Genomic DNA, 21,742 nt, shown 5'->3' on the forward strand with positions numbered 1-21,742 from the left:
ATGTTTGTCGCCGACGTCCGCCGCATTACCGAACTGGCTTGGCCGGTACTGATCGGCCAGTTGGCTGTCATCGCCTTCGGCGTACTGGACACGGCGATGGCTGGCCGCGCCTCTGCAGCAGACCTCGCGGCCATCGGCCTCGGCGGTTCGATCTACGTGACGGTGTACATCAGCCTGATGGGCGTGCTGCAAGCGCTCTCGCCCATCGCCGGACAACTCTACGGCGCGCAAAGGCACAGCGAGATCGGCGAAGAAGTGCGCCAGGCCGCCTGGCTCGGACTGGTGCTCGCCGCGATCGGTATGCTGATCCTCTGGTTCCCCGCCCCACTGCTGCACCTGGCGGACGCCACGCCAGAACTCACTGAGAAAGCCACCGCCTATTTGCGGTATGAAGCGCTCGCGTTGCCTGCGGCACTCGGCTTCCGGATCTACTCTGCGTTGAACAACGCGCTGTCGCGCCCGGTGATGGTGACGGCACTGCAGCTCGCAGGCCTCGCCATCAAGTTTCCTCTCAACGCACTATTTCTGTACGGCGGCATGGGCGTCCCCGCGATGGGCGGCCCAGGCTGCGCACTTGCCTCGATGATCATCAGTTGGCTATGGTTTATCGCAGCGGTCATCATCCTGATGCGCAATCCGGCATATAAGCCGTTCGCGATTTTCACGCACTACTCGCCCCCTAACCGCGCGCGGCTGTGGGCGCTGGTACACCTGGGCGTGCCAATGGGTTTCACCTACCTGATCGAGATCACGTCGTTCACGTTGATGGCGATCTTCATCGCGCGCCTTGGCACGGTGGTCCTGGCCGGGCATCAGATTGCCGCCAACCTTGGAGCGGTTGCGTATATGGTGCCCCTGTCGCTATCGATCGCGACGTCCACGCTGGCCGCGCAATCAATTGGGGCCCGCGATCGCGTAGCAGCACGGCGCATCTCACTGAATGGCATCAAGCTGGCGGTGATGTGCGCGGTCATCGTTGGCGCGGCCGTGCTGTTCTTGCGGCGGGAGCTGGTCAGCCTATACACGCGCGATGCCGCTGTCCTGGCGATTGCGGTGCCGCTGCTGCCTTTCATCGCCTTCTATCAGATGTTCGATGCGCTCCAGGTCATGACGGCGTTCATTCTGCGCGCATACAAAATCGCGCTCATCCCCACTGTGATCTATGCGCTATCGCTGTGGGGCGTAGGGCTTGGCGGCGGTTATGTGCTCGGATTTGGGCTGCTGGGGGACATTGCTGCGGCACTGCGCGGCGCAGCCGGTTTCTGGGCCGCCAATGGGCTCAGTTTGATGGTGGCTGGCGCGCTGCTGGTCAGCTATTTCAATCGCGTGAGCCGCGCTGCCAATTAAAGCGAGCCATTCACACTCACTTTAAAGCAGCATCAATCTTGATTAGCGTGGCTTGAATTGAAAGCGCAAAAGAAAAACCCGCTGCAAGCAGCGGGTTTTGATTTGGCGGAGCGGACGGGACTCGAACCCGCGACCCCCGGCGTGACAGGCCGGTATTCTAACCGACTGAACTACCGCTCCGTGTCGGTTGCAAAATCAGCTAGAGACTGATTTTGCTAATGAGCTTCTGGTTAAGCTCTTGTTTTGGCGTCCCCTAGGGGATTCGAACCCCTGTACTCACCGTGAAAGGGTGATGTCCTAGGCCTCTAGACGAAGGGGACAGAAACTGTTTTGCAACGCTTTCTGTCTTACGCTGCGAAGTCCGCTACTATAACGAACTTTTTTGCGTTTTGGAAGCCTCTTTTCAAATTATTTTTTGAATCGAATCTTCCGGCATTTTGGTGGAGCTAAGCGGGATCGAACCGCTGACCTCTTGCATGCCATGCAAGCGCTCTCCCAGCTGAGCTATAGCCCCGAGGTACTGCCTTTTACTGCTTGCTTCTTACTGCATTTCGCTTCGTGTTGCAGCGAAAACAAGAGTATAGGGGAAGTATTTAGCGCTTGGCAATACCCTTTCGCAAAATTTTTTGCGTCGCGCTCGTCACGCCGCCAGACGACGCAGAACAACGTCGCGGCCGAACAGTTCCAGCACGGCATCAATCGACGGCGTTTGCAGTTGCCCGGCCACCAGCAAGCGCACCGGCATCGCCAGCTTCGGCATCTTCCAGCCGTGTGCGGCGAGCACTTCCTTGAAGACTGCACCAATCGCCTCGCGCTTCCACTCAGGCAGCGCGCCGAGCTTCTCAGCCAGCGCTGCGATGCCAGGGCGTACGTCCTCGGTGAGGTGCTGCGCGGCCAGCTCCGGTTCGACAGCCAGATCGGTGCGATAGAACAGCAGCGCCGTCTGGGCGACTTCACGCAGCGTGTTGGCACGGTCCTTCACGAGAGCGATCACGTCAGCCAGGACGGGGCCACCATCCACCTTGCCACCCAGCTCTTCGATGAACGGCTTCACCAGATCAGCCAGGCGCGCATTGTCGGCCTGCTTGATATAGTGGTTGTTCAGCCAGGCGAGCTTCTCAGGGTTGTATTGCGCGGGCGACTTGCCCAGGTGCTCGAGATCGAACCATTCGATGAACTGCTCGCGCGAGAAGATCTCGGCATCGCCGTGCGCCCAGCCCAGGCGGGCAAGGTAGTTGACGATGGCCTCGGGCAGATAGCCCGCATCACGGTAGCCCGTGACGGCCATGGCACCGTGCCGCTTGCTCATCTTCTCGCCCTGCTCGTTGAGCACGGTCGGCAAGTGGGCGTAGACCGGCGGCGTGCCACCAAGCGCGCGCAGGATGTTGATCTGGCGGGGCGTGTTGTTGACGTGATCGTCTCCGCGGATCACATGCGTGATCTGCATATCCATGTCGTCAACGACCACGCAGAAGTTGTACGTCGGCGTGCCGTCCGGGCGCGCGATCACGAGATCATCGAGCTCGTCGTTGGAGATTTCGATGCGCCCCTTGACAGCATCGTCCCACACGACGCTACCGCCGATGGGATTCTTGAAACGGATCACAGGCTGCACGCCGGCCGGCGGCGTGGGCAAGACCTTGCCGGGCATGGGGCGCCAGGTGCCGTCGTAGCGGGGCTTCTCGCCGCGCTCGCGTTGCGCTTCGCGCAGGGCGTCAAGCTCTTCGGTGCTCATGTAGCACGGGTAAGCCAGTTCCTGCTGCACCATCTGCGCGACCACGGCGCGGTAACGGTCCATGCGCTGCATCTGGTAGAACGGGCCTTCATCGATGTCCATGTCCAGCCATGCCATCGCCTCCAGGATCACGTCGACGGCTTCCTGGCTGGAACGCTCCACATCGGTGTCTTCGATGCGCAGGATGAAGTCTCCCTTCATCTTGCGCGCGAAAGCCCACGGATAGAGTGCCGAGCGGATGTTGCCGAGATGGATGAAGCCCGTGGGGCTTGGGGCGAAACGAGTGCGGACGCGCTGTGTCATAGGAATGGCTGAACGAATAAGGCCGCATGGTCGGAGCGCGAGCGCGGATCCTGAGCGGCCTCTATCAAAACCGAAATTATAGCAACCGTGCCACGCATATCCGGCCGACCTGTCGCTGAACTTTGGCACAATGGCGGCCGGCCGCAGTGCGCTCGGTTACGACTGAACATCACTGCGCGGCATATCAAACCGCCCCAACCTCCTCATGCAACGCCGCCTCTTCCTGGGCGCCGCCGGCGCCTCCGTCCTCTCCGCCTGCACCGTGACGGGTTTCTCATCCGGCAAAACCGAGACACCTACCACTCCCGCCACGGCCGTGCTGCCGCCTACGGCGCAGCCGGCCACACAGCCCGTGCGAATCGGATTGGCTCTAGGCGGCGGTGCCGCGCGCGGTTTTGCGCACATCGGGGTCATCAAGATGCTGGAAGCCCAGGGCGTTCAGATCGACTTCATCACCGGCACAAGTGCGGGTAGCGTGGTAGCGGCGATCTACGCGTCCGGCATGTCAGGGCTGGAAATGAACCGCATGGCGCTCAAGATGGACGAAGCCATGATCGCCGACTGGGCTCTGCCGTTCGGCACGCGCTTCGGCGGCTGGCTCAAGGGCGAGGCGCTGGAGAAGTACATCAACCGGCTGGTCAAGCAGAAGACCATCGAGCAGATGCATATTCCGCTGGGCATCGTGGCGACGGACCTGGCGAGCGGCAAGCCGATCCTGTTCCGGCGCGGCAATACCGGTCAGGCGGTGCGTGCGTCGTGCAGCATCCCAGGCGTGTTCCAGCCGGTCACGATCAGCGGCCGCCAATACGTCGACGGGGGACTGGTGGCGCCCGTGCCCGTGACGTACGTCAAGCAGATGGGCGCAACTTTCGTGATTGCAGTGAATATCTCGGCAGACCCGTCCAACCAGGCGGTATCGGGGCAAGCGAGCATGCTGCTGCAGACGACGGCCATCATGGGTCAGAGCATTAACAAGACCGAGCTGGCCCAGGCGGACGTGGTGATCACACCATCGCTGCCGTTTGTTAAGGGCAGCGACTTCACCGCGCGCAACGAGGCGATTCTGGCAGGCGAGCAGGCCGCCCAGGCCGCCATGCCGCTGCTGCGGGAGAAGCTGCATCTGACGCAGACCATCGTCGGCACCCCGCTGCCACCCCGCTGATGCCCCTTCAGCAGGCAACAAAAAAGACCGCCGCGGCGGTCTTTTTTTTATTGCGTGATAGCGAGCCCGAGCGAATCAACCGCCGTACATTGCGAGTGGCTTGCCGGCGGCGTTCGGATCGACGCGCTTGAGTTGCTCGACGAAGTTATCGGCGCCGTCCTTGATGGCCGCACCGGAGTTGCCTTCGATGCGGCGGGCGCCGTTGTAGCGCGTCACCCAGTACGAGGCGGTCATGTCATCCACGCGAATCTTGCTGCCCGTGGACGGTGCGTGCACAAACTTGTTGTCGCCGATATAGATACCAACGTGCGAGAAGGTGTGGCGCATGGTGTTGAAGAACACCAAGTCGCCGGGCCGCAGTTCAGCTGTGTCCACGCTGGTGCCGACGCGGCTCATTTCCACAGCGCGACGCGGCAGCAGGAAACCAAAGGTGTCGTTGAAGACGTAGCGGACGAATCCGCTGCAGTCGAGGCCCGATTCCGGCGTGTTGCCACCGAAGCGGTAACGCAGGCCGATCATGCCCAGCGCGTTCATGACCACGTCACCCGTCTTGCTCATCACGTTGGAGATGAGGCCCGGTTTGGCTTCAGGCTTGACGTCGGCGCGGACTTCCGTGTCCTTGAAGACCGTATCAGCGTGCACTGCATTCGACACGATCACGCCGCAGCCGATCACAACCCCTACCGCTAGGCGCGCCATGGAATGAAGTACGAAATGCTGCATTGGTTCTCCCTCGGAAACTCGTAATGATGCGGCGAACATATGCCCCCGCAAATGAGACCAGTCCGAATCTTGTTAAAACAATCTCGCAGGATGATAAAAGTGACACTTTGACTTGTCAAAGGTCGTTACAAATTCTTCGGAATCCACATGCAAATCAGGCACTTAGACATGACTTTGGATGCGCATTCTTACAAAAACCGCGCATCAATACTGCACTGATTCGGGGCAAACGCGGTGGGTTTTACGGGTTATCCCGCGCAGGGATGAGTGAGGCAGCCGCCATCAGCTTGCAGGTGTAGGGGTGCGAGGGAGACGCCAACACCGCTTCAGTGTCACCCTCTTCCACCACTTTTCCATCCTTCATCACCACCACGCGATGTGACATCGCGCGGATGACAGCAAGGTCGTGGCTGATGAATAGATACGACAGGTTGTACTTTTTCTGAAGGGCTGACAGCAGTGAAAGCACCTGCTGCTGGATCGACACATCAAGTGCTGAAGTCGGCTCATCGAGCACCAGCAGCTGCGGTTTGAGGATCAGGACACGGGCAATGGCGACGCGCTGGCGTTGCCCGCCCGAAAACTCATGTGGATAGCGGCCCAGCGCCGTGCGATCAAGCCCCACCTCGCGCAGGGCTTCGATCACGCGGTGACGTCGCTCCGTGGCGTTGATGTGCGGTTGGTGCAGCGCCAGCCCTTCGCCGACGATCTCCTCGATCGTCATGCGCGGCGACAGCGAGCCGTATGGGTCTTGAAACACCACCTGCATGCGCGCCCGCACTGCGCGGCGCTCGTCGCGCGAAATACGCAGCAGCGAATTGCCCAGGAAACGCAGGTCGCCGCTCTTTGCCGCCTGCAGACCCAGCAGCGTCTGTGCGAGCGTGGACTTGCCGGAACCTGACTCGCCCACGATGCCAAGCGTCTCGCCTTCGCGCAGTTGCAGCGACACGGAGTCGACCGCGGTGAAGGGGTCGGTCCTGAACCAGCCGGCAAACCCTGGGCGATGGCGTTCGTAGGTGACCGTCAGCTTGTCGGCTTCGAGCAGCACGGGCGCAAGCGGCACCAGCGGCAGCACGTCGCGCTGCGGGCGGCTCTCAAGCAGGCGGATCGTGTACGGGTGCTTGGGCGCGGCAAACACGTCGGCCGTGTTGCCGGTTTCGACCAAGACGCCGCGCTCCATCACGCCAACGCGCTCGGCAAAGGCGCGCACCATGTTCAGGTCGTGCGTGATCAGCATGATGGCCATGCCGAACTCGGCCTGCAGCTCGCGCAGCAATTGCAGGATCTGCATGCGCACCGTCACGTCCAGCGCGGTGGTCGGCTCGTCGGCCAGCAGCAGCTTCGGCGAGCACGCCAGCGCCATGGCGATCATTGCGCGCTGGCGCTGACCACCCGACAGTTGGTGCGGGAAGGCGTCAAACCGGCGCGGCGCCTCGGCAATGCCGGTGCGTTCCAGCAGAGCAATCGCGCGCGCCTTGGCGGCGCGCTTGTCAAGACCCTCGTGCAATTCCAGTGTTTCGACGATCTGGTTGCCGATCGTGTACAGCGGATTGAGCGCCGTCATCGGTTCCTGGAACACCATGGCGACGTCGGCGCCACGCAGGCCGCGCATCTCACGCTCGCTGGCCGCCAGCAGGTCGCGGCCTTCGAGCAGGATGCGGCCGCTGTATTGCGCGTCGGCCAGCAATCGCATGATCGATAGCGCGGTCACGGACTTGCCGGAGCCCGATTCGCCCACCAAGGCGAAGCGCTCGCCGGCGTGCAAGTCGAGCGAGACGTGCTTGACGGCTTCCGTCACCTCGCCGTGTTCGGATTCGAAATGCACGCACAGGTCATCCAACCGCAACAGCGGACCGTCGTACTTCGGCGTGGAGGCACGCAGATCAACGCGAGTCATTTCACCCCCGCCGGTTTCTGGCGCGTACGCAGTTGGGCGAACGACAGGCGCGTGTCGAAGGCATCGCGCAGCGCGTCGCCCATGAAGGTCAGCAGCACGAGGGTCAGCACGAGCACCACGAAAGTCGACAGCGAGATCCACCACGCATCCAGGTTGGCCTTGCCCTGTGCGAGAAGTTCGCCCAGGCTGGGGGTGGATGGCGGCACGCCCAGGCCAAGAAAATCCAGGCTGGTGAGCGCAAGAATGGCCGCACTCATGCGGAACGGCAGGAAGGTGATCACGGGCGTCAGGCTGTTGGGCATGATGTGGCGCCACATGATCTGCCAACTGGACAGGCCCATCGCCCGCGCGGCCTTCACATAGTCGAGCGAGCGGTTGCGGTAGAACTCGGCACGGACGTAATCCGACAGGCTCATCCACCCGAACAGCGACAGCAAAATGATCAGCAGCCCGAGGCTGGGGGTGAAGATCGACGCGAAGATGATCAGCAGGTACAACTCTGGCATCGAACTCCAGATTTCAATCAGCCGCTGCGACACCATGTCGAAGCGCCCGCCGAAGAAGCCCATCAGCGCGCCCGTCAGCGTGCCGACCAGCACGCCAAGCACCGTGAGCGCCAGCCCGAACAGCACCGAGACACGGAAGCCGTACAGCAGCCGCGCAAACACATCGCGACCACGGTCATCGGTACCGAGCCAGTTCTCGGCAGAGGGCGGCGCCGGGTTGGGCTCTTTCGAAAAATAGTTCAGCGTCTCGTACGAATACGGATTGGGCGGATAAATCGCAAAGCTTCCCGGCTCCTTGAACTTGTCTCGGATGAACGGATCGAGGTAATCCGTCGGGGTCGGGAAATCCCCGCCGAAGGTCGTCTCGGGGTAGGCCTTCACGATCGGGAAATACCAGTGGCCGTGGTACTTGACCACCAGCGGCCGGTCATTTGAGATGCATTCGGCGCCCAGACTGAGCACGAACAGCGCCACGAAGATGATCAGGCTCCAGTAACCGAGCCGATGCTGCTTGAAGCGGCGCCACGCCCGCTTGAGGGGCGACGGCGAATGCCGCACGGGATGCGGCGTTGCCGTATTGGATGGATGCGTGGAAGTGCGCGAATACTGGGTCATGATTGCCGGCCCGCCTATCGCCCGACCGAGCCGAAATGGATACGCGGATCAACCAGCACGTAGCACACGTCGGAAATCAACCGCGCGGCCAGCCCGATCAGCGTGAACAGGTACAGCGTGCCGAGCACGACCGGATAATCGCGCCGCACCACCGCCTCATACGACAGCAAGCCCATGCCGTCGAGCGAGAACAGTTGCTCGATCAGCAGCGACCCCGTGAAGAATGCCCCGATGAAGGCCGACGGGAAGCCCGTCACCAGCGGCAGCAGCGCGTTGCGGAAGATGTGCTTCCACAGTACGCGCCGCTCCGACAGCCCCTTGCTGCGTGCCGTCAGCACGTACTGCTTGCGGATTTCCTCAAGAAACGCGTTCTTCGTCAGCATGGTGATGACGGCAAAGCTGCCCACCACCGACGCCATGACGGGCAGCGTGATGTGCCAAAGGTAATCCGTGATCTTGCCGAGCAGGCTGAGCTGATCCCAGTTATCCGATGTGATCCCCCGGATCGGGAACCACTGGAAGAACGTGCCGCCGCCAAACAGCACAAGCAGCAGCACCCCGAGCACGAAGCCCGGGATGGCGTAGCCGACCAACACGATGATGCTGGTCACCAGATCAAACCGGCTGCCAGCCCGCACAGCCTTTGCAATACCGAGCGGCACCGCTATCAGGTACGTGAGAAAGAACGTCCACAACCCGATCGAAATCGATACCGGCAATTTCGACTTGATAAGGTCCCACACGCTACGGTGCTGAAAATAGCTCTCGCCAAGGTCGAAGCGTGCAAAACGGCCGAGCATCAGGAAGTAGCGCTCGACGGGGCTCTTGTCGAAACCATACAGCGCGCGGATTTCCTTGATCTTCTCGGGATCGACGCCGCGGCGGCCGCGATAGTCAAACGCACCGCCGCCACTGGCCTCGCTGCCTGCGCCGCGCCCTTTCATCTCCATCATCATCTGCTCGACCGGGCCACCAGGTACGAACTGGATCACGATAAACGTCAGCGTGATCACGCCGATCAGTGTCGGGATCAGAAGCAGCAACCGTTTGATCAGGTACGCGAACATGGTGTCACCGATGCGGTCATTTGGCAGCCGATTGGGCGGATTCCGGCGTCCGCCACCACGCCGTTAGCACCCAGGCCTCGGCCGAGTAGTAATACGGCAGACGATCCGGGTACATCAGGTTCTTGTTGTAGGCCACGCGGTGGGAAGCCGAATACCAGTGCGGAATCACATAGCAGCCTTGCATCAGTACGCGGTCGAACGCGCGAGAAGCGATGACCAGCTCGTCGCGGCTGTCAGCACGCAGCACATCATCGATCAGTGCATCGACGGCCGGCGATTTCAGGCCGATCACGTTATCCGAGCCTGCCTCGTCGGCCGCGGCAGAGCCGAAGCGGTCCTTCAGCTCGTTGCCGGGGCTTTGCGAATCGGGGAAGCGCAGCGAAATCATGTCGAAATCGAACTCCTCCAATCGCTTCTGGTAGAGCGCGAAGTCGGTCATGCGCTGGTTGACCTGGATGCCGAGCTTTTCCAGGTTGCGCGCATACGCCGCCATGACGCGGCTCATGGCGCCGCCGTCGTCAAGCATCTCGAAGACGAACGGCTCGCCCTTGCTGTTGCGCAGCGCGCCGTCTGCGTACGTCCAACCGGCCTGAGCCAACAGGCGGCGCGCCTGCCGCAGGTTGTCACGCAGTGAACTGGGAGGATCAGTCGAAGGCGGTGCGGGCAGCACGCCAAACACGTCCGGATCGAGTTTGCTGCGCAGCGGCTCCAGCAACGCCAGCTCGCCCTTGCTGGGCATGCCCGTGAGCGAATCCGACGCGGCCAGCTCGCTATTGGCGAAGTAGCTGTCGAGCCGGCGATAGGCGCCATAGAAAAGCTGGCGATTGAGCCATTCGAAATCAAGCGCGAGCGCCAGCGCCTTGCGCACCCGAAGGTCCTGGAAAAGCGGGCGCCGCAGGTTCATCACAAAGCCCTGCATGCCCGCGCCGTTGCGATGCGGGAATTCGCTCTTGATCAGTTCACCGCTGCGGAACTTCACGCCGACGTAACTCTTCGCCCAGTTCTTGGCGCGGTATTCGACCATGGCGTCGTACTCGCCGGCCTTGAAGGCTTCGAGGCGGGCCGTCTCGTCCTTGTAGAGCTTGTACTGGATGCGTTCGAAATTGAACGAACCACGGCGCACGTTCAGATCACGGCCCCAATAGTCGGGATTGCGCCGAAAGGTAATGCCGCGCGACGGATCAAAGCGTTCGATTACGTACGGGCCGCTGGCAATCGGGTCCTGGAAGGTCAGCTTGTCGAACGCGACATCCTTGCCGCCGTCCGGGTCGTCGGGCTTGCCACTGCCCTTGCCCCACTTTGGCGAGAACACCGGCAGCCCACCTACGATGAGCGGCAGCTCCTTGTTCCTACGCTTGAAATCGTAACGGATGGTGCTGGCGTCCACCACCGTCACCTTGGCCACGTCCGCGGTCATGCTGCGGTAGGCCGGGCTCGCACCCTTGCCCATCAGCATGTCGTAGGAGTATTTGACGTCTGAAGCGCGCACGCGATCGCCGTTGGAGAATCGGGCGCGCGGGTTGATGTGGAACGTGACCGAAAGCTCGTCGGGCGCCACCGTCACGTCGTCGGCAAGCAGCCCATAGCCGCTGGCGGTCTCGTCCCAACTTGTAATGAGCAGGCTTTCGAAGACAAGCTGATTCAGCCCCGGTGCCGACGTCCCCTTGATCGTGAAGGGATTGAACTTGTCGAAGCTCGTGCGGCGGTCTGGATTGCCGAGCAGCAGCATGCCGCCGATGGGCGCCTTCGGGTTCAGATAGCCGAAGTTCGAGAAACCGGCCGGATACTTGAGGTCGCCATATTCGGCGTAGCCATGGGCCGCCCAGGCGGGTGTCGCGCAGAGCGCCGCCAGCAGGCTGACCAGCGCCATGAATCGCTTGTGTGTCGCAACGCGCACGCTCATTGCGCCCCTTGCCCCCAATGTCCTTGCATGCGTTGATCCGATTGATCGCTGTCTGAAAAACTGTTTTGGACGATTCTAACGCCCTCACATGGCAATCCGACCAATTCCGGCCCGAGGATCGTCCCGCATTGACAAGACTGGCAGCCGGTCGTGCGGCACCGCGCAAATGCGGAGCCGCCCCGCGCTTTCCGGTATGATCGCGCCCACCTAATTGCCTCGCGTCCGGGATACCGCCGCTGCCTGACCGCAGTGACGAGTAACCCAAACAACATACGGGCGCGACGTTGCCCCACATTTGTACGGAGAAACCATGGGATTCCTCGCTGGCAAGCGCATTCTGATTACCGGCCTTCTGTCCAACCGCTCGATCGCCTACGGCATCGCCAACGCCTGTAAGCGCGAAGGCGCGGAACTGGCCTTCACCTATGTCGGCGAACGCTTCAAGGACCGCATTACTGAATTCGCCACCGAGTTCGACAGCAAGCTGGTGTTTGATTGCGACGTCAGCAGCGATGAACAGATCGCCAAGGTGTTCGAAGATCTTGGCCAGCACTGGGGTCATTTCGACGGCCTGGTGCACTCGATCGGCTTTGCGCCGCGCGAAGCGATTGCCGGTAACTTCATCGATGGCCTGTCGCGCGAATCGTTCCGCGTCGCCCACGACATCTCGGCGTATAGCTTCCCGGCGCTGGCAAAGGCCGCGCTGCCGATGCTCTCGCCAAATGCTTCGCTGCTGGCCTTGACCTACCTGGGTGCTGAGCGCGTGGTCCCGAACTACAACACGATGGGCCTGGCCAAGGCGTCGCTCGAAGCGAGCGTGCGTTACCTGGCCAGCGCGCTGGGTCCGAAGGGCATCCGCGCCAACGGCATCTCGGCGGGCCCGATCAAGACGCTCGCCGCGTCCGGCATCAAGGATTTCGGCAAGCTGCTCAAGTACATGGAAGACGTGGCACCACTGCGCCGTAACGTCACCATCGAGGAGGTGGGCAACGTGGCGGCGTTCCTGCTGTCGGATCTGGCCAGCGGCATGACTGGCGAGATCACGTACGTGGACTGTGGCTTCAACGTGACCGCCGGTGTGCCGGACGTCGTCGGCCAAGGCTGATGCGTTAATGCACTAACGCATGCGCGCGCCATCTTCGGAAGGCGCATGCGTGCGGAGCAGACAAAAGAAAAAGCCCGCATGGCGCAAACCATGCGGGCTTTTTTGACGTGCAGTGCAATGCGAGCCGTCACGTCAGCTCGACTCGCATCCGCCTGTTGTGTGCGCTTCCCGCGAGAAGCGCCAAACTGGCGGAGACGGAGGGATTCGAACCCTCGATCCAGGTTTTGGCCCGGATGCTCCCTTAGCAGGGGAGTGCCTTCGACCTCTCGGCCACGTCTCCCAAACTTGCGTCACACGAAGGAGCCCGTGCAACGAAGCGCGTATTCTAGCCACTTCACCCCACCCGGTCAACGACAACTGCATGACACGCGATGAGAATCTGTGGCCCTGGGTCGCCACCCGGCCATCCGGTCTCAGCTCAGCCGATTACGCCTGATCCAGCTCGAACGCCTTATGGAGCGCGCGCACGGCCAGCTCCATGTACTTCTCATCGATCAGCACCGAGATCTTGATTTCCGAGGTGGAGATCATCTGGATGTTGATGCCCTCTTCCGAGAGCGTGCGGAACATCTTGCTGGCGATGCCCACGTGCGAGCGCATGCCCACACCCACCACCGAAACCTTCGACACCTTCGGATCGCCCGACACGCTGGCCGCGCCGATATGCGCCTTCACGCTGTCGTTCAGGATCGCCAGGGCGCGCTGGTATTCGCCACGCGGCACGGTGAAGGTGAAGTCCGTCTTACCTTCCACCGACTGGTTCTGGATGATCATGTCGACGTCGATGTTGGCGTCGGCGACCGGCCCCAGGATCTGATAAGCGATGCCAGGCTTGTCCGGCACACCGATCACGGTGATCTTGGCTTCGTCGCGGGCAAAGGCGATGCCGGAAATGGCGGCGGCTTCCATGTTCGAATCTTCCTCAAAAGTAATCAGCGTGCCCGAGTTCATCTCAACGTCGAGCGGCATCAGCGGGTCGGTCAGCGACGACAGCACGCGGGTCTTCACGCGATACTTGCCGGCAAACTCCACCGAGCGAATCTGCAGCACCTTGGAACCGAGGCTGGCCATTTCCAGCATCTCTTCGAAGGTGATTTTGTCCAGGCGACGGGCGTCGTCTACCACGCGCGGGTCAGTCGTATAGACGCCATCCACGTCGGTGTAGATCAGGCATTCGTCGGCTTCGAGCGCAGCGGCAACCGCCACGGCCGAGGTGTCCGAACCGCCACGGCCCAGCGTGGTGATATGGCCTTCGCTGTCGATGCCTTGGAAGCCGGTGATGACGACCACGCGACCAGCGTCCAAATCAGCGCGTACGCGTTCATCGTCGATCGACTGGATGCGCGCCTTGGTGTAGGCCGAATCGGTCTTCACCGGCACTTGCCAGCCCGTGTAGCTGCGGGCGTCAATGCCTTCGGCGTGCAGCGCGATGGCCAGCAGACCCACACTCACCTGCTCGCCAGTCGAGGCAATCATGTCGAGTTCACGCGGGTCGGGCTGGGCCGAAATCTCTTTGGCCATGCCCAGCAGGCGGTTGGTTTCGCCAGACATGGCCGACGGAACGACCACGATCTGGTGACCGGCACGGTGCCACTTGGCAACGCGCTTGGCGACATTCTTGATGCGTTCAACCGAACCCATCGAGGTGCCACCGTATTTGTGAACGATGAGAGCCATCTTGGAAAGATCAGGAGGAGGCGAAGCGGTGCAAAAGCTTTTGAAAATACAGCAATTTGCATCGATCGGCAAGCAATTCACTGCTGCCGATGTGTATCAGGGCGCACCCTCGGTAGCGGCAGACCATGTGACCTGCCAGCCTGCGCCGCTGTGGAGGGCCGCTCGGTTCATTCCCAACCCGGCCGCAAACACCAGGAAGTCGCCCGCATATAGCAGCGGCAAGCGCTGGCGCCCCCAGGCAGGAATGCCAGCCTCCTGGTACGCCTGCTTGAGCGCGCGGGACGGCCCTCCCGGGCGCAGCACGATGCGTTCGCCACCGCGGCGCGGCAACAGCAACAGCGGTGCTTGCAAGGTTTGCACAGCGATGCCATCGCGTGCCACGGGTGCAAACGACAGCACCCCACCCCATGCGGCCACATTCACGCGTTGCTCAGCCGGATGCGTCGGTTCAAATTGCGTCGCCTCAATGGCCAACGCGACCAGATCCGATGCGTCGCCGGTGCCAGCGTCGACTCGCGCAACGCCGCGATAGCGCCTAACTTGTCCCGCAGGCAATTCAATGCAAAGCGCCCCATCGTCGCGCGCGTCGACCAGTTGCGTACGCAGATCCTCAAGGCGACGCGTGGAGAGCGCGCGCACCCCCGCATCGGCCAACCAGGCACGCAGCACCGCGCGCTGACGCGGCACGGATAGTGCGCTCAACGCGCCCACATCCAACCCATCCTCTGCGGAGATCTGCATCAAATCGGCCCGTGCGATCTCGTCGATCAGCGCAGCTGCATCCGCCAAGTGTCCAGCGCTGCGCGACAGCGCTTCGCGATACGCCGGGAAATGATCCGCCATGCCCACAAGCAGAGGACGCAGCGCATTCCGTGCGTAACGTGCGTCGGCGTTGGACGGATCCTCGACCCAGCTGAGCGCGTGCGTATGTGCGTACAACTCGATCTCGCTGCGCGGCGCATCGATCCACGGACGCAGCAATGTGACAGCGCCCGCCCGAGCCATCGGCATGGCTGCGAGGCCGTCGAGGCCAGCGCCGCGCATCAATTGCAGCAGCACCGTTTCAGCTTGGTCATCCTGATGATGCGCCGTCAGCAAAATGGAGGCGCCTGCCTGGGCGCAAAGCGCTTCGAGCGCGGCGTATCTGGCTTCGCGCGCCGCTTCCTCCACCCCCTGCCCCGCATCGATCTCCACATGGACACGACGCGCATGAAACGCGACGCCGGCTGCTTCTGCCATGCGTTGGCTGGCGCATTCCCAAACATCGGCCTCGGCATGCAAGCCATGGTGAATATGCAGCGCAACGAGCTGCACGTGGGCACCCGCATCACGCCACGCCGCACACGCGTGCAGCAGCGCGGCAGAATCGCGTCCGCCCGACAGGGCAATCGCCACGGTCGGTGCTTCGGCCCCGCCAAAAGCAACAAAGGCCGCACACGCGGCAACGCGTTGTGCGACCTTGTTGACGAGATCAGCCGACGAATCAGCGACCTTCGGTTTCCTTGAACTTGCCATAAGCCATCAGGCGCTCGTGACGGCGCGCCTGGAGTTCCGACGTCTTCATGCCTTGGAACTGGCGCAGCGATTCTGCCAGCGCGCGCTTGAGCATCGTCGCCATGCCCTTCGGATCACGGTGCGCGCCGCCCAGCGGCTCGTTGACGATCTTGTCGATCAGGCCGAGCGCCTTCAGGCGATGCGCGGTCAGGCCCAGGGCCTCAGCGGCTTCCGGCGCCTTCTCTGCGGTCTTCCACAGGATCGACGCGCAGCCTTCCGGCGAAATCACGGCGTAGGTGGCGAACTGCAGCATGATCACAGAGTCGCCCATGGCGATGGCCAGTGCGCCGCCCGAACCACCTTCACCGATGATGGTGGCGATCAGGGGCACCTTCAAACCGGCCATCACAAACAGGTTGTGACCGATGGCTTCGGATTGACCGCGCTCTTCTGCGTCAATGCCGGGGAATGCGCCCGGCGTATCGACGAACGTGAAGATCGGCAGGCCGAACTTGTCCGCCAGTTCCATCAGGCGCTTGGCCTTGCGGTAACCCTCAGGCTTGGACATGCCGAAGTTGCGCAGCGCGCGCTCCTTCGTGTCGCGGCCCTTCTGGTGACCGATCACCATGCAAGCCTGGCCGTTGAAGCGTGCCAGACCGCCCACGATCGACAAGTCGTCCGCAAAGGTGCGGTCGCCGTGCAGTTCGTGGAAGTCGGTGAAGATCTCGCGGACGTAATCGAGCGTGTACGGACGCTGCGGGTGCCGGGCGATCTGCGCGACCTGCCATGGCGTCAGGTTGGCGTACAGATCTTTGGTGAGCTGCTGGCTCTTGGAAGCCAGGCGGGAAATTTCTTCAGAAATGTCGACAGCGGAATCGTCTTGTACGAAGCGAAGTTCTTCGATCTTCGCCTCAAGTTCTGCGATCGGCTGCTCGAACTCCAGGAAGGTTGTTTTCATGGATCTTCTGAAAGGCTCTTGAAGGCGCGCATTCTACCGGATTTTGACCGCCCGGCGACGCGCTCCGTTTCATCGAAATGAACAGATCAATAGGTGGTCGCCGTGTCGAGGCTGCGCCACATATACCAAGTGGCCACAGTGCGCCACGGTTCCCAGTTGGCAGCCACTTCACGCGCTTCGCTGCGAGTGACGGGTTCGCCACTGAAATAATTCTGTGAAATCGCGTTGATGAGCCCGATATCGTCCAGCGGCAGCACGTTCGGCCGCATCAGGTTGAACATCAGGAACATCTCCGCCGTCCATCTGCCGATGCCGCGAATCTGCGTCAGTTCGGCGATCACATCCTCATCGTCCATTTCGGCCCACTTGGCGACGTGCACTGTGCCGTTGCGAAAGTGATCGGCGAGGTCAAGGATGTACTCCGCCTTCCGCTTGGACAGCCCGCAACCCGCCAGCTTCTCTTGGCCGGCACGCAAAAACTGGGAAGGCACGAGCTTGGGGCACACAGCCACCACCCGTTCCCACACCGACTGCGCAGCCTTGACTGAAATCTGCTGACCAACGACCGATCGCGCCAACGTGACGAACGGGTCGCCGCGCGACGCCAAGTGCGCAGGGCCATACGTGGGGATGATCTTGCGCAAGATGCGGTCTCGCTTCATCAGGTCTGCGCAAGCTTCTTGCCAATACTCGGGTGGGCCAGAAAGCACCACTTCCGCCGGTACAGGCAGCGCCTCGCTAGCGGCGAGCGTTTCAGGCAGCGGCACCTTGCTCGCGGGTGCGCGTTTGGCCGGCGCCTTGGCGGCCTTGATCGGTGCGCTCTTGCCGGCGACCGACTTGCTCGCCACACCATCGACTTTCTTGACAGCCGCCTTCTTGGCAGACGGCACCTTCGCCGCCGGCGTTTTCTTGGCGGCGGTGCTGCGCACTACGTTGGCTTTCTTGGCCACCGCGTTCATGCGCGTCTCCATTCGGTCACGCCACCCGGCTTGTCTTCCAGAACAATGCCAGCGGCGAGCAACTCAGCACGGATGCCGTCCGCACGGGCGAAGTCGCGGGCAGCCTTGGCCGCGCGGCGCTCTTCGATGCGCGCTTCCACTTCTGCGGCGTCCAGGCCATCGGCCGACACACCGCCCTGCAGGAACGCATGCGGATCGCGACCCAGCAGGCCCAGCACACCTGCCAGCGCAGCGAGCTGGTTGGCCAGCTCGGGCGAGCGCGTTTTGTTGACTTCGCTCGCCAGCTCGAACAACACCGACACGGCGACCGGCGTATTGAAGTCGTCGTTCATGGCTTCGAGGAAGCGCTTGCCATGCGACTCGCTCCAGTCGGGCTTCGCACCCGCGGCCGCCGGCACATCCTTTAGCGCCGTGTACAGACGTGTGACGGCATGACGCGCGTCGTCAAGGTGCGCATCGCTGTAGTTCAGGTCGCTGCGATAGTGCGAGCGCAGGATGAAGAAACGCACGACCTCCGCGTCGTACACCTTCAGCACGTCACGGATAGTGAAAAAATTGCCGAGCGATTTCGACATCTTTTCGTCATTCACGCGCACGAAACCGTTGTGCATCCACGTGTTGACGAACGTCTTGCCGGTCGCGCCTTCGGACTGGGCGATCTCGTTTTCATGGTGCGGAAACTGCAGATCGGCGCCACCGCCGTGCAGGTCGAAATGCTCGCCCAGCAGTTCGCAGCTCATCGCCGAGCACTCGATGTGCCAGCCAGGGCGCCCCTCGCCCCATGGCGAGGCCCAGCGCGACTCGGCCGGCTCGTCAGCCTTGGCCGACTTCCACAGCACGAAGTCGAGCGGATCCTGCTTGGCATCGTTGGCTGCCACGCGCTCGCCGGCGCGCAGGTCTTCGAGCGACTTGCCGGAGAGCTTTCCGTAACCGGGGAACTTGCGCACGGCGTAGTTCACGTCGCCGTCGGTGGCCTGGTAGGCGAGACCGTTCGTCTGCAGCCTGCCGATCATCTTCAGCATCTGCGGCACGTATTCGGTGGCGCGAGGTTCGTGGTCGGGGCGCTGCACGCCAAGCGCATCGGCGTCTTCATGCATGGCGGCGATGAAGCGGCCGGTGAGCGCACTCATCGTCTCGCCGTTCTCGACCGCACGCTTGATGATCTTGTCGTCGATGTCGGTGATGTTGCGCACGTAGGTCACCTCGTAACCTGCCGCACGCAGCCAACGCTGCACCATGTCGAACACCACCATGACCCGCGCATGCCCCACGTGACAGTAGTCGTACACCGTCATCCCGCACACGTACATGCGCACGCGGCCGGGCTCGATGGGGACGAACGTCTGTTTCTCACGCGCGAGCGTGTTGTAGATCTTGAGTGATTCCATGAAGCGGTGTCGGGAGACTCAGCGCGCCGCGCATGCGATGTGCAACGTTGCGGGCGGACCAAATTGGAGGCAATCGGCGCCGGCGCGGCGCCTGCAAAACTAGCGGCATATCTTACCGGAACTGCGCTGACGGGGCGGCCTGCCAGTGCGTCTGGCATGCTCCCCGTCAAGAACCCTTCCTGGCGCGCACGGCCGCTGCTGCGCACAAAGACGGTTTGTTAGAATGCGGCGGAGTATAACGGAACCGATTCTCATGAACAGACCGCTGCGTCAGACCGCTGCCACCCTGGCTTGCCTGCTTGCCATGTCGGCGGCACCGGCCTTCGCCCAGACCGCCGGCTTTGCCTTGCCGGCCGATTTGATGCCCAGCACGCAGCAAGCGCCGCAGGTCGCGCGCCAGAAGCGCATCGACGACGCGTTGGCCAAGAAGCAATACGCCGAGGCACTGGCCGAACTGGACAAGGACGTCGCCTCCCAGCCGCGCAACGCGCAGGCACGCTTCCAGCGAGGCGTGGCACTTGCCGGCCTGGGCCGCGCCGACGATGCCATCGTCGCCTTCAGTCAGATGACACAGGATTTCCCGGAACTGCCCGAGCCGTACATCAACCTGGCCGCGCTGTATGCCGAGCGCGGTGAGCTACTCCGCGCTCGCGACAACCTGATCATGGCGAACCGCGTGGCGCCGGAGAATGCGCTAGCGCAATCCAACCTTGGCGACGTCTACGTCCGCCTGGCAGCACAGTCCTACCAGAGCGCGATCAAGCTGAATCCGAAGAACGCCACCGCGCGCGCGCGTCTGGATGCCCTGCCTGATCTGCCTGGCGTGCATCCCTCGTCGAAACCCGCCACGACCACGCTGCCCGCAGCCAGCGGCGTGAGTGCCAAGCCAGCGAAGCGTCAATAAGAAGACGCGGCCCCGATCCTGCTTTTCCCACCCACAAGCTCTCTCTTCCTGACCATGCTCCGTATTCGCTCCCTCTTTGCCGGGCTCGTGTGTGCACTGGCCGTAACCGCCACCGCAGCCACCGCGTCCGCGCCGCGCGTCCAGTTCAAGACGTCGATGGGTAACTTCACCGTTGAGGTATATCCGGATAAGGCACCCAAGACGGTCGCCAACTTCCTGCAGTACGTGAAGGACGGCTTCTACAAGGGCACGATCTTCCACCGCGTGATGGACGGCTTCATGATCCAGGGCGGCGGCTTCACGGCTGACATGAAACAGAAGGACACCCGCCCGCCGGTCGAAATCGAATCGAAGAACGGTCTGAAGAACGACAAGTACACGATCGCCATGGCGCGCACCATGGATCCGAACTCCGCCACCGCGCAGTTCTATGTGAACGTGGTCGACAACAACATGCTCAACTACCCTGGTCAGGACGGTTACGGCTATACCGTCTTCGGCAAGGTGGTCGATGGCACCGACACCATCGACAAGATCAAGGCGGTGGAAACCACCACCAAGTTCCCGCACCAGAATGTGCCCGTGAAGCCGATCGTGATTGAATCGGCCACCGTCGTCTCCAAGTAACGCATTTTTGCCCCACCCAAGGAATTCACCATGACCCAAGTCAAGCTGCACACCAACCACGGCGACATCACCCTGGCCCTGGACGCTGAGAAGGCACCGAAGTCGGTTGCCAACTTTGTCGCCTATGTGAAGGATGGCCACTACAACGGCACGGTGTTCCACCGCGTCATCAAGGGCTTCATGATCCAGGGCGGCGGCTTTGAGCCGGGCGAGAAGATGAACCAGAAGCCCACCAAGGCTCCGATCGACAACGAAGCCAACAACGGCCTGAAGAACGAGCGCGGCGCCATTGCCATGGCACGCACCAACGATCCGCACTCGGCCACGGCCCAGTTCTTCATCAACACGGTTGACAACGACTTCCTGAACCACACGTCGCCGACGCCGCAAGGCTGGGGCTACGCCGTGTTTGGCAAGGTGACCGAAGGCATGGATGTGGTCGACAAGATCCGCTCCGTGCGCACCGGCAACCGCGGCTTCCACCAGGACGTACCGATGGAAGACGTGATCATCGAAAGCGCTGAAGTGATCGAATGATCGACGCAGCGCACGCCGCACAGGCCTCCGCGCTGAAGACACCGGTCCGGGTTTCCGGGCCGGTGTTTTTTATTTCGGATCTGCACCTGACGGCCAGCATGCCGGCCACCGCCGCCGCGTTCGAGCGCTTCCTGCGCACGCGCGCCCGCGAGGCACGCACGCTCGTCATCCTGGGTGACTTCTTTGAATACTGGGTCGGCGATGAAGAATTGACTGATCCGTTCCACCGGCACATCGCCAACCTGCTCGCCGAACTGGCCGCGGCCGGCACGCGCGTGCTGTTCATGCACGGCAATCGCGACTTCCTGCTCGGCAAGCGTTTTCTGACGGCCGCGCAGGCGACGCTGTTGCCCGACCCCACCGTGCTCCAAGCGGACGATGGCCCGCGCATCGTGCTTGCCCACGGCGACGCCCTTTGCACGCGCGACACGGCCTACATGCGCTTTCGCCACTGGACGCGCAAGCGCTGGGTTCAAGGGATATTCCTGGCGATGCCGCTGCGCTGGCGCTTGAAGGTCGCGCAGAAGATGCGCGCAGAGAGCGAAGCCGGCCGCGCCGTGTCCGCCAATGTCGCCGGCGAGCCCCGCGCCGCCGCGATGATGGGTGACGTCGCTCCAGAGGCGGTGGACGCACTGCTCAAGGCATCAAACACATCCACGCTCATCCACGGCCACACGCACCGCCCGCAATTGCATCACGAGCCGAGCGGCAGCCGCTGGGTCCTTTCCGACTGGGATTTCGAGCAAGGGCAACCGCGCGGCAGTTTCCTCAAACTGCAAGACGGCACGCTGACGGTCGAGCAAGTGACGACATAAGCCGCCGCCACCTGCCCACC

The 21,742-nt window shown here is 62.3% G+C and carries 18 protein-coding genes and 4 tRNA genes; 7 read left to right on the forward strand and 15 right to left on the reverse strand.

The annotated features are described in order from the left end of the window. The gene (locus tag ACTJK6_RS03675; RefSeq protein ID WP_440838366.1) at nucleotides 1–1,347 is read left to right on the forward strand and encodes an MATE family efflux transporter; all 1,347 of its coding nucleotides are present in this window, start codon (nucleotides 1–3) and stop codon (nucleotides 1,345–1,347) included. A gap of 103 nt (nucleotides 1,348–1,450) precedes the next feature. Here the strand turns inward: ACTJK6_RS03675 and ACTJK6_RS03680 are convergent. The 4 genes from ACTJK6_RS03680 to gltX form a co-directional block, all read right to left on the reverse strand. Next, nucleotides 1,451–1,527: transfer RNA gene (locus tag ACTJK6_RS03680), tRNA-Asp, on the reverse strand. A gap of 64 nt (nucleotides 1,528–1,591) precedes the next feature. Beyond that, nucleotides 1,592–1,667: transfer RNA gene (locus ACTJK6_RS03685), tRNA-Glu, on the reverse strand. A 118-nt stretch (nucleotides 1,668–1,785) separates the two neighbouring features. After that, nucleotides 1,786–1,861: transfer RNA gene (locus ACTJK6_RS03690), tRNA-Ala, on the reverse strand. Nucleotides 1,862–1,987: 126 nt separating this feature from the next. Then, on the reverse strand, nucleotides 1,988–3,385 hold the full coding sequence (gene gltX / locus ACTJK6_RS03695) for a glutamate--tRNA ligase (RefSeq protein WP_440838367.1): 1,398 nt from the start codon (nucleotides 3,383–3,385) through the stop codon (nucleotides 1,988–1,990). A 205-nt stretch (nucleotides 3,386–3,590) separates the two neighbouring features. Between gltX and ACTJK6_RS03700 the strand changes: the two genes are divergently transcribed. Continuing rightward, complete coding sequence (locus ACTJK6_RS03700; protein WP_322016512.1) at nucleotides 3,591–4,547, forward strand: patatin-like phospholipase family protein; 957 nt, start codon at nucleotides 3,591–3,593, stop codon at nucleotides 4,545–4,547. A 75-nt stretch (nucleotides 4,548–4,622) separates the two neighbouring features. On the opposite strand, the gene ACTJK6_RS03705 is transcribed toward ACTJK6_RS03700, so the two are convergent. The 5 genes from ACTJK6_RS03705 to ACTJK6_RS03725 form a co-directional block, all read right to left on the reverse strand. Then, entirely contained in the window at nucleotides 4,623–5,270 is a 648-nt protein-coding gene (locus ACTJK6_RS03705; protein WP_027677664.1) for a C40 family peptidase, read from the reverse strand. Nucleotides 5,271–5,511: 241 nt separating this feature from the next. Continuing rightward, on the reverse strand, nucleotides 5,512–7,167 hold the full coding sequence (locus ACTJK6_RS03710) for an ABC transporter ATP-binding protein (protein ID WP_440838368.1): 1,656 nt from the start codon (nucleotides 7,165–7,167) through the stop codon (nucleotides 5,512–5,514). After that, nucleotides 7,164–8,288 (reverse strand): ABC transporter permease, encoded by a 1,125-nt coding sequence (locus ACTJK6_RS03715; protein ID WP_232042480.1) that lies wholly within the window; start codon nucleotides 8,286–8,288, stop codon nucleotides 7,164–7,166. The genes ACTJK6_RS03710 and ACTJK6_RS03715 overlap by 4 nt, the downstream gene beginning before the upstream one ends. Before the next feature lie 14 nt (nucleotides 8,289–8,302). Beyond that, nucleotides 8,303–9,355, reverse strand: coding sequence for a microcin C ABC transporter permease YejB (locus tag ACTJK6_RS03720; protein WP_232042479.1), 1,053 nt, complete (start codon nucleotides 9,353–9,355; stop codon nucleotides 8,303–8,305). A gap of 16 nt (nucleotides 9,356–9,371) precedes the next feature. Next, nucleotides 9,372–11,258 (reverse strand): extracellular solute-binding protein, encoded by a 1,887-nt coding sequence (locus ACTJK6_RS03725; RefSeq protein WP_440838369.1) that lies wholly within the window; start codon nucleotides 11,256–11,258, stop codon nucleotides 9,372–9,374. A 310-nt stretch (nucleotides 11,259–11,568) separates the two neighbouring features. Between ACTJK6_RS03725 and fabI the strand changes: the two genes are divergently transcribed. Further along, a complete protein-coding gene (gene fabI, locus ACTJK6_RS03730; RefSeq protein WP_440838370.1) occupies nucleotides 11,569–12,363 on the forward strand; it encodes an enoyl-ACP reductase FabI in 795 nt (264 codons plus the stop codon). A gap of 186 nt (nucleotides 12,364–12,549) precedes the next feature. On the opposite strand, the gene ACTJK6_RS03735 is transcribed toward fabI, so the two are convergent. From ACTJK6_RS03735 to cysS, 6 genes are all read right to left on the reverse strand, one after another. After that, nucleotides 12,550–12,643: transfer RNA gene (locus ACTJK6_RS03735), tRNA-Ser, on the reverse strand. Nucleotides 12,644–12,789: 146 nt separating this feature from the next. Beyond that, a complete protein-coding gene (locus ACTJK6_RS03740) occupies nucleotides 12,790–14,040 on the reverse strand; it encodes an aspartate kinase (protein WP_045204290.1) in 1,251 nt (416 codons plus the stop codon). 96 nt (nucleotides 14,041–14,136) lie between these two features. Next, nucleotides 14,137–15,555 (reverse strand): tRNA lysidine(34) synthetase TilS, encoded by a 1,419-nt coding sequence (tilS, locus tag ACTJK6_RS03745; RefSeq protein WP_440838371.1) that lies wholly within the window; start codon nucleotides 15,553–15,555, stop codon nucleotides 14,137–14,139. After that, nucleotides 15,524–16,492: an acetyl-CoA carboxylase carboxyltransferase subunit alpha gene (locus ACTJK6_RS03750; protein ID WP_009238448.1), complete on the reverse strand. Its 969-nt coding sequence runs from the start codon at nucleotides 16,490–16,492 to the stop codon at nucleotides 15,524–15,526. Before ACTJK6_RS03750 ends, tilS begins: the two co-directional genes overlap by 32 nt. A gap of 86 nt (nucleotides 16,493–16,578) precedes the next feature. After that, nucleotides 16,579–17,463: a DNA-3-methyladenine glycosylase family protein gene (locus ACTJK6_RS03755; protein ID WP_322016508.1), complete on the reverse strand. Its 885-nt coding sequence runs from the start codon at nucleotides 17,461–17,463 to the stop codon at nucleotides 16,579–16,581. Further along, nucleotides 17,448–18,839 (reverse strand): cysteine--tRNA ligase, encoded by a 1,392-nt coding sequence (gene cysS, locus ACTJK6_RS03760; RefSeq protein ID WP_440838372.1) that lies wholly within the window; start codon nucleotides 18,837–18,839, stop codon nucleotides 17,448–17,450. Before cysS ends, ACTJK6_RS03755 begins: the two co-directional genes overlap by 16 nt. Before the next feature lie 253 nt (nucleotides 18,840–19,092). On the opposite strand from cysS, the gene ACTJK6_RS03765 reads away from it, so the two are divergent. Genes ACTJK6_RS03765 through ACTJK6_RS03780 form a run of 4 tightly spaced genes read left to right on the forward strand, consistent with a single transcriptional unit; the run spans nucleotide 19,093 to nucleotide 21,722 of the window. Then, nucleotides 19,093–19,743 (forward strand): tetratricopeptide repeat protein, encoded by a 651-nt coding sequence (locus ACTJK6_RS03765; RefSeq protein WP_322016506.1) that lies wholly within the window; start codon nucleotides 19,093–19,095, stop codon nucleotides 19,741–19,743. Nucleotides 19,744–19,797: 54 nt separating this feature from the next. After that, nucleotides 19,798–20,370, forward strand: coding sequence for a peptidylprolyl isomerase (locus ACTJK6_RS03770; protein ID WP_045204296.1), 573 nt, complete (start codon nucleotides 19,798–19,800; stop codon nucleotides 20,368–20,370). Nucleotides 20,371–20,400: 30 nt separating this feature from the next. Continuing rightward, nucleotides 20,401–20,907, forward strand: coding sequence for a peptidylprolyl isomerase (locus ACTJK6_RS03775; protein WP_024976009.1), 507 nt, complete (start codon nucleotides 20,401–20,403; stop codon nucleotides 20,905–20,907). Next, the gene (locus tag ACTJK6_RS03780; protein ID WP_440838373.1) at nucleotides 20,904–21,722 is read left to right on the forward strand and encodes a UDP-2,3-diacylglucosamine diphosphatase; all 819 of its coding nucleotides are present in this window, start codon (nucleotides 20,904–20,906) and stop codon (nucleotides 21,720–21,722) included. The genes ACTJK6_RS03775 and ACTJK6_RS03780 overlap by 4 nt, the downstream gene beginning before the upstream one ends. The last annotated feature ends 20 nt before the right edge of the window (nucleotides 21,723–21,742 follow it).

The organism is Ralstonia sp. 22086, assembly GCF_052045975.1.
In the GTDB taxonomy this organism is placed as follows: Bacteria; Pseudomonadota; Gammaproteobacteria; order Burkholderiales; family Burkholderiaceae; genus Ralstonia; species Ralstonia wenshanensis.

Coding starts and splice junctions, on each gene's coding strand:
- ACTJK6_RS03675 (WP_440838366.1), top strand. CDS start 1: ATGTTTGTCGCCGACGTCCGCCGCATTACCGAACTGGCTTGGCCGGTA.
- gltX (WP_440838367.1), bottom strand. CDS start 3,385: ATGACACAGCGCGTCCGCACTCGTTTCGCCCCAAGCCCCACGGGCTTC.
- ACTJK6_RS03700 (WP_322016512.1), top strand. CDS start 3,591: ATGCAACGCCGCCTCTTCCTGGGCGCCGCCGGCGCCTCCGTCCTCTCC.
- ACTJK6_RS03705 (WP_027677664.1), bottom strand. CDS start 5,270: ATGCAGCATTTCGTACTTCATTCCATGGCGCGCCTAGCGGTAGGGGTT.
- ACTJK6_RS03710 (WP_440838368.1), bottom strand. CDS start 7,167: ATGACTCGCGTTGATCTGCGTGCCTCCACGCCGAAGTACGACGGTCCG.
- ACTJK6_RS03715 (WP_232042480.1), bottom strand. CDS start 8,288: ATGACCCAGTATTCGCGCACTTCCACGCATCCATCCAATACGGCAACG.
- ACTJK6_RS03720 (WP_232042479.1), bottom strand. CDS start 9,355: ATGTTCGCGTACCTGATCAAACGGTTGCTGCTTCTGATCCCGACACTG.
- ACTJK6_RS03725 (WP_440838369.1), bottom strand. CDS start 11,258: ATGAGCGTGCGCGTTGCGACACACAAGCGATTCATGGCGCTGGTCAGC.
- fabI (WP_440838370.1), top strand. CDS start 11,569: ATGGGATTCCTCGCTGGCAAGCGCATTCTGATTACCGGCCTTCTGTCC.
- ACTJK6_RS03740 (WP_045204290.1), bottom strand. CDS start 14,040: ATGGCTCTCATCGTTCACAAATACGGTGGCACCTCGATGGGTTCGGTT.
- tilS (WP_440838371.1), bottom strand. CDS start 15,555: ATGGCAAGTTCAAGGAAACCGAAGGTCGCTGATTCGTCGGCTGATCTC.
- ACTJK6_RS03750 (WP_009238448.1), bottom strand. CDS start 16,492: ATGAAAACAACCTTCCTGGAGTTCGAGCAGCCGATCGCAGAACTTGAG.
- ACTJK6_RS03755 (WP_322016508.1), bottom strand. CDS start 17,463: ATGGAGACGCGCATGAACGCGGTGGCCAAGAAAGCCAACGTAGTGCGC.
- cysS (WP_440838372.1), bottom strand. CDS start 18,839: ATGGAATCACTCAAGATCTACAACACGCTCGCGCGTGAGAAACAGACG.
- ACTJK6_RS03765 (WP_322016506.1), top strand. CDS start 19,093: ATGAACAGACCGCTGCGTCAGACCGCTGCCACCCTGGCTTGCCTGCTT.
- ACTJK6_RS03770 (WP_045204296.1), top strand. CDS start 19,798: ATGCTCCGTATTCGCTCCCTCTTTGCCGGGCTCGTGTGTGCACTGGCC.
- ACTJK6_RS03775 (WP_024976009.1), top strand. CDS start 20,401: ATGACCCAAGTCAAGCTGCACACCAACCACGGCGACATCACCCTGGCC.
- ACTJK6_RS03780 (WP_440838373.1), top strand. CDS start 20,904: ATGATCGACGCAGCGCACGCCGCACAGGCCTCCGCGCTGAAGACACCG.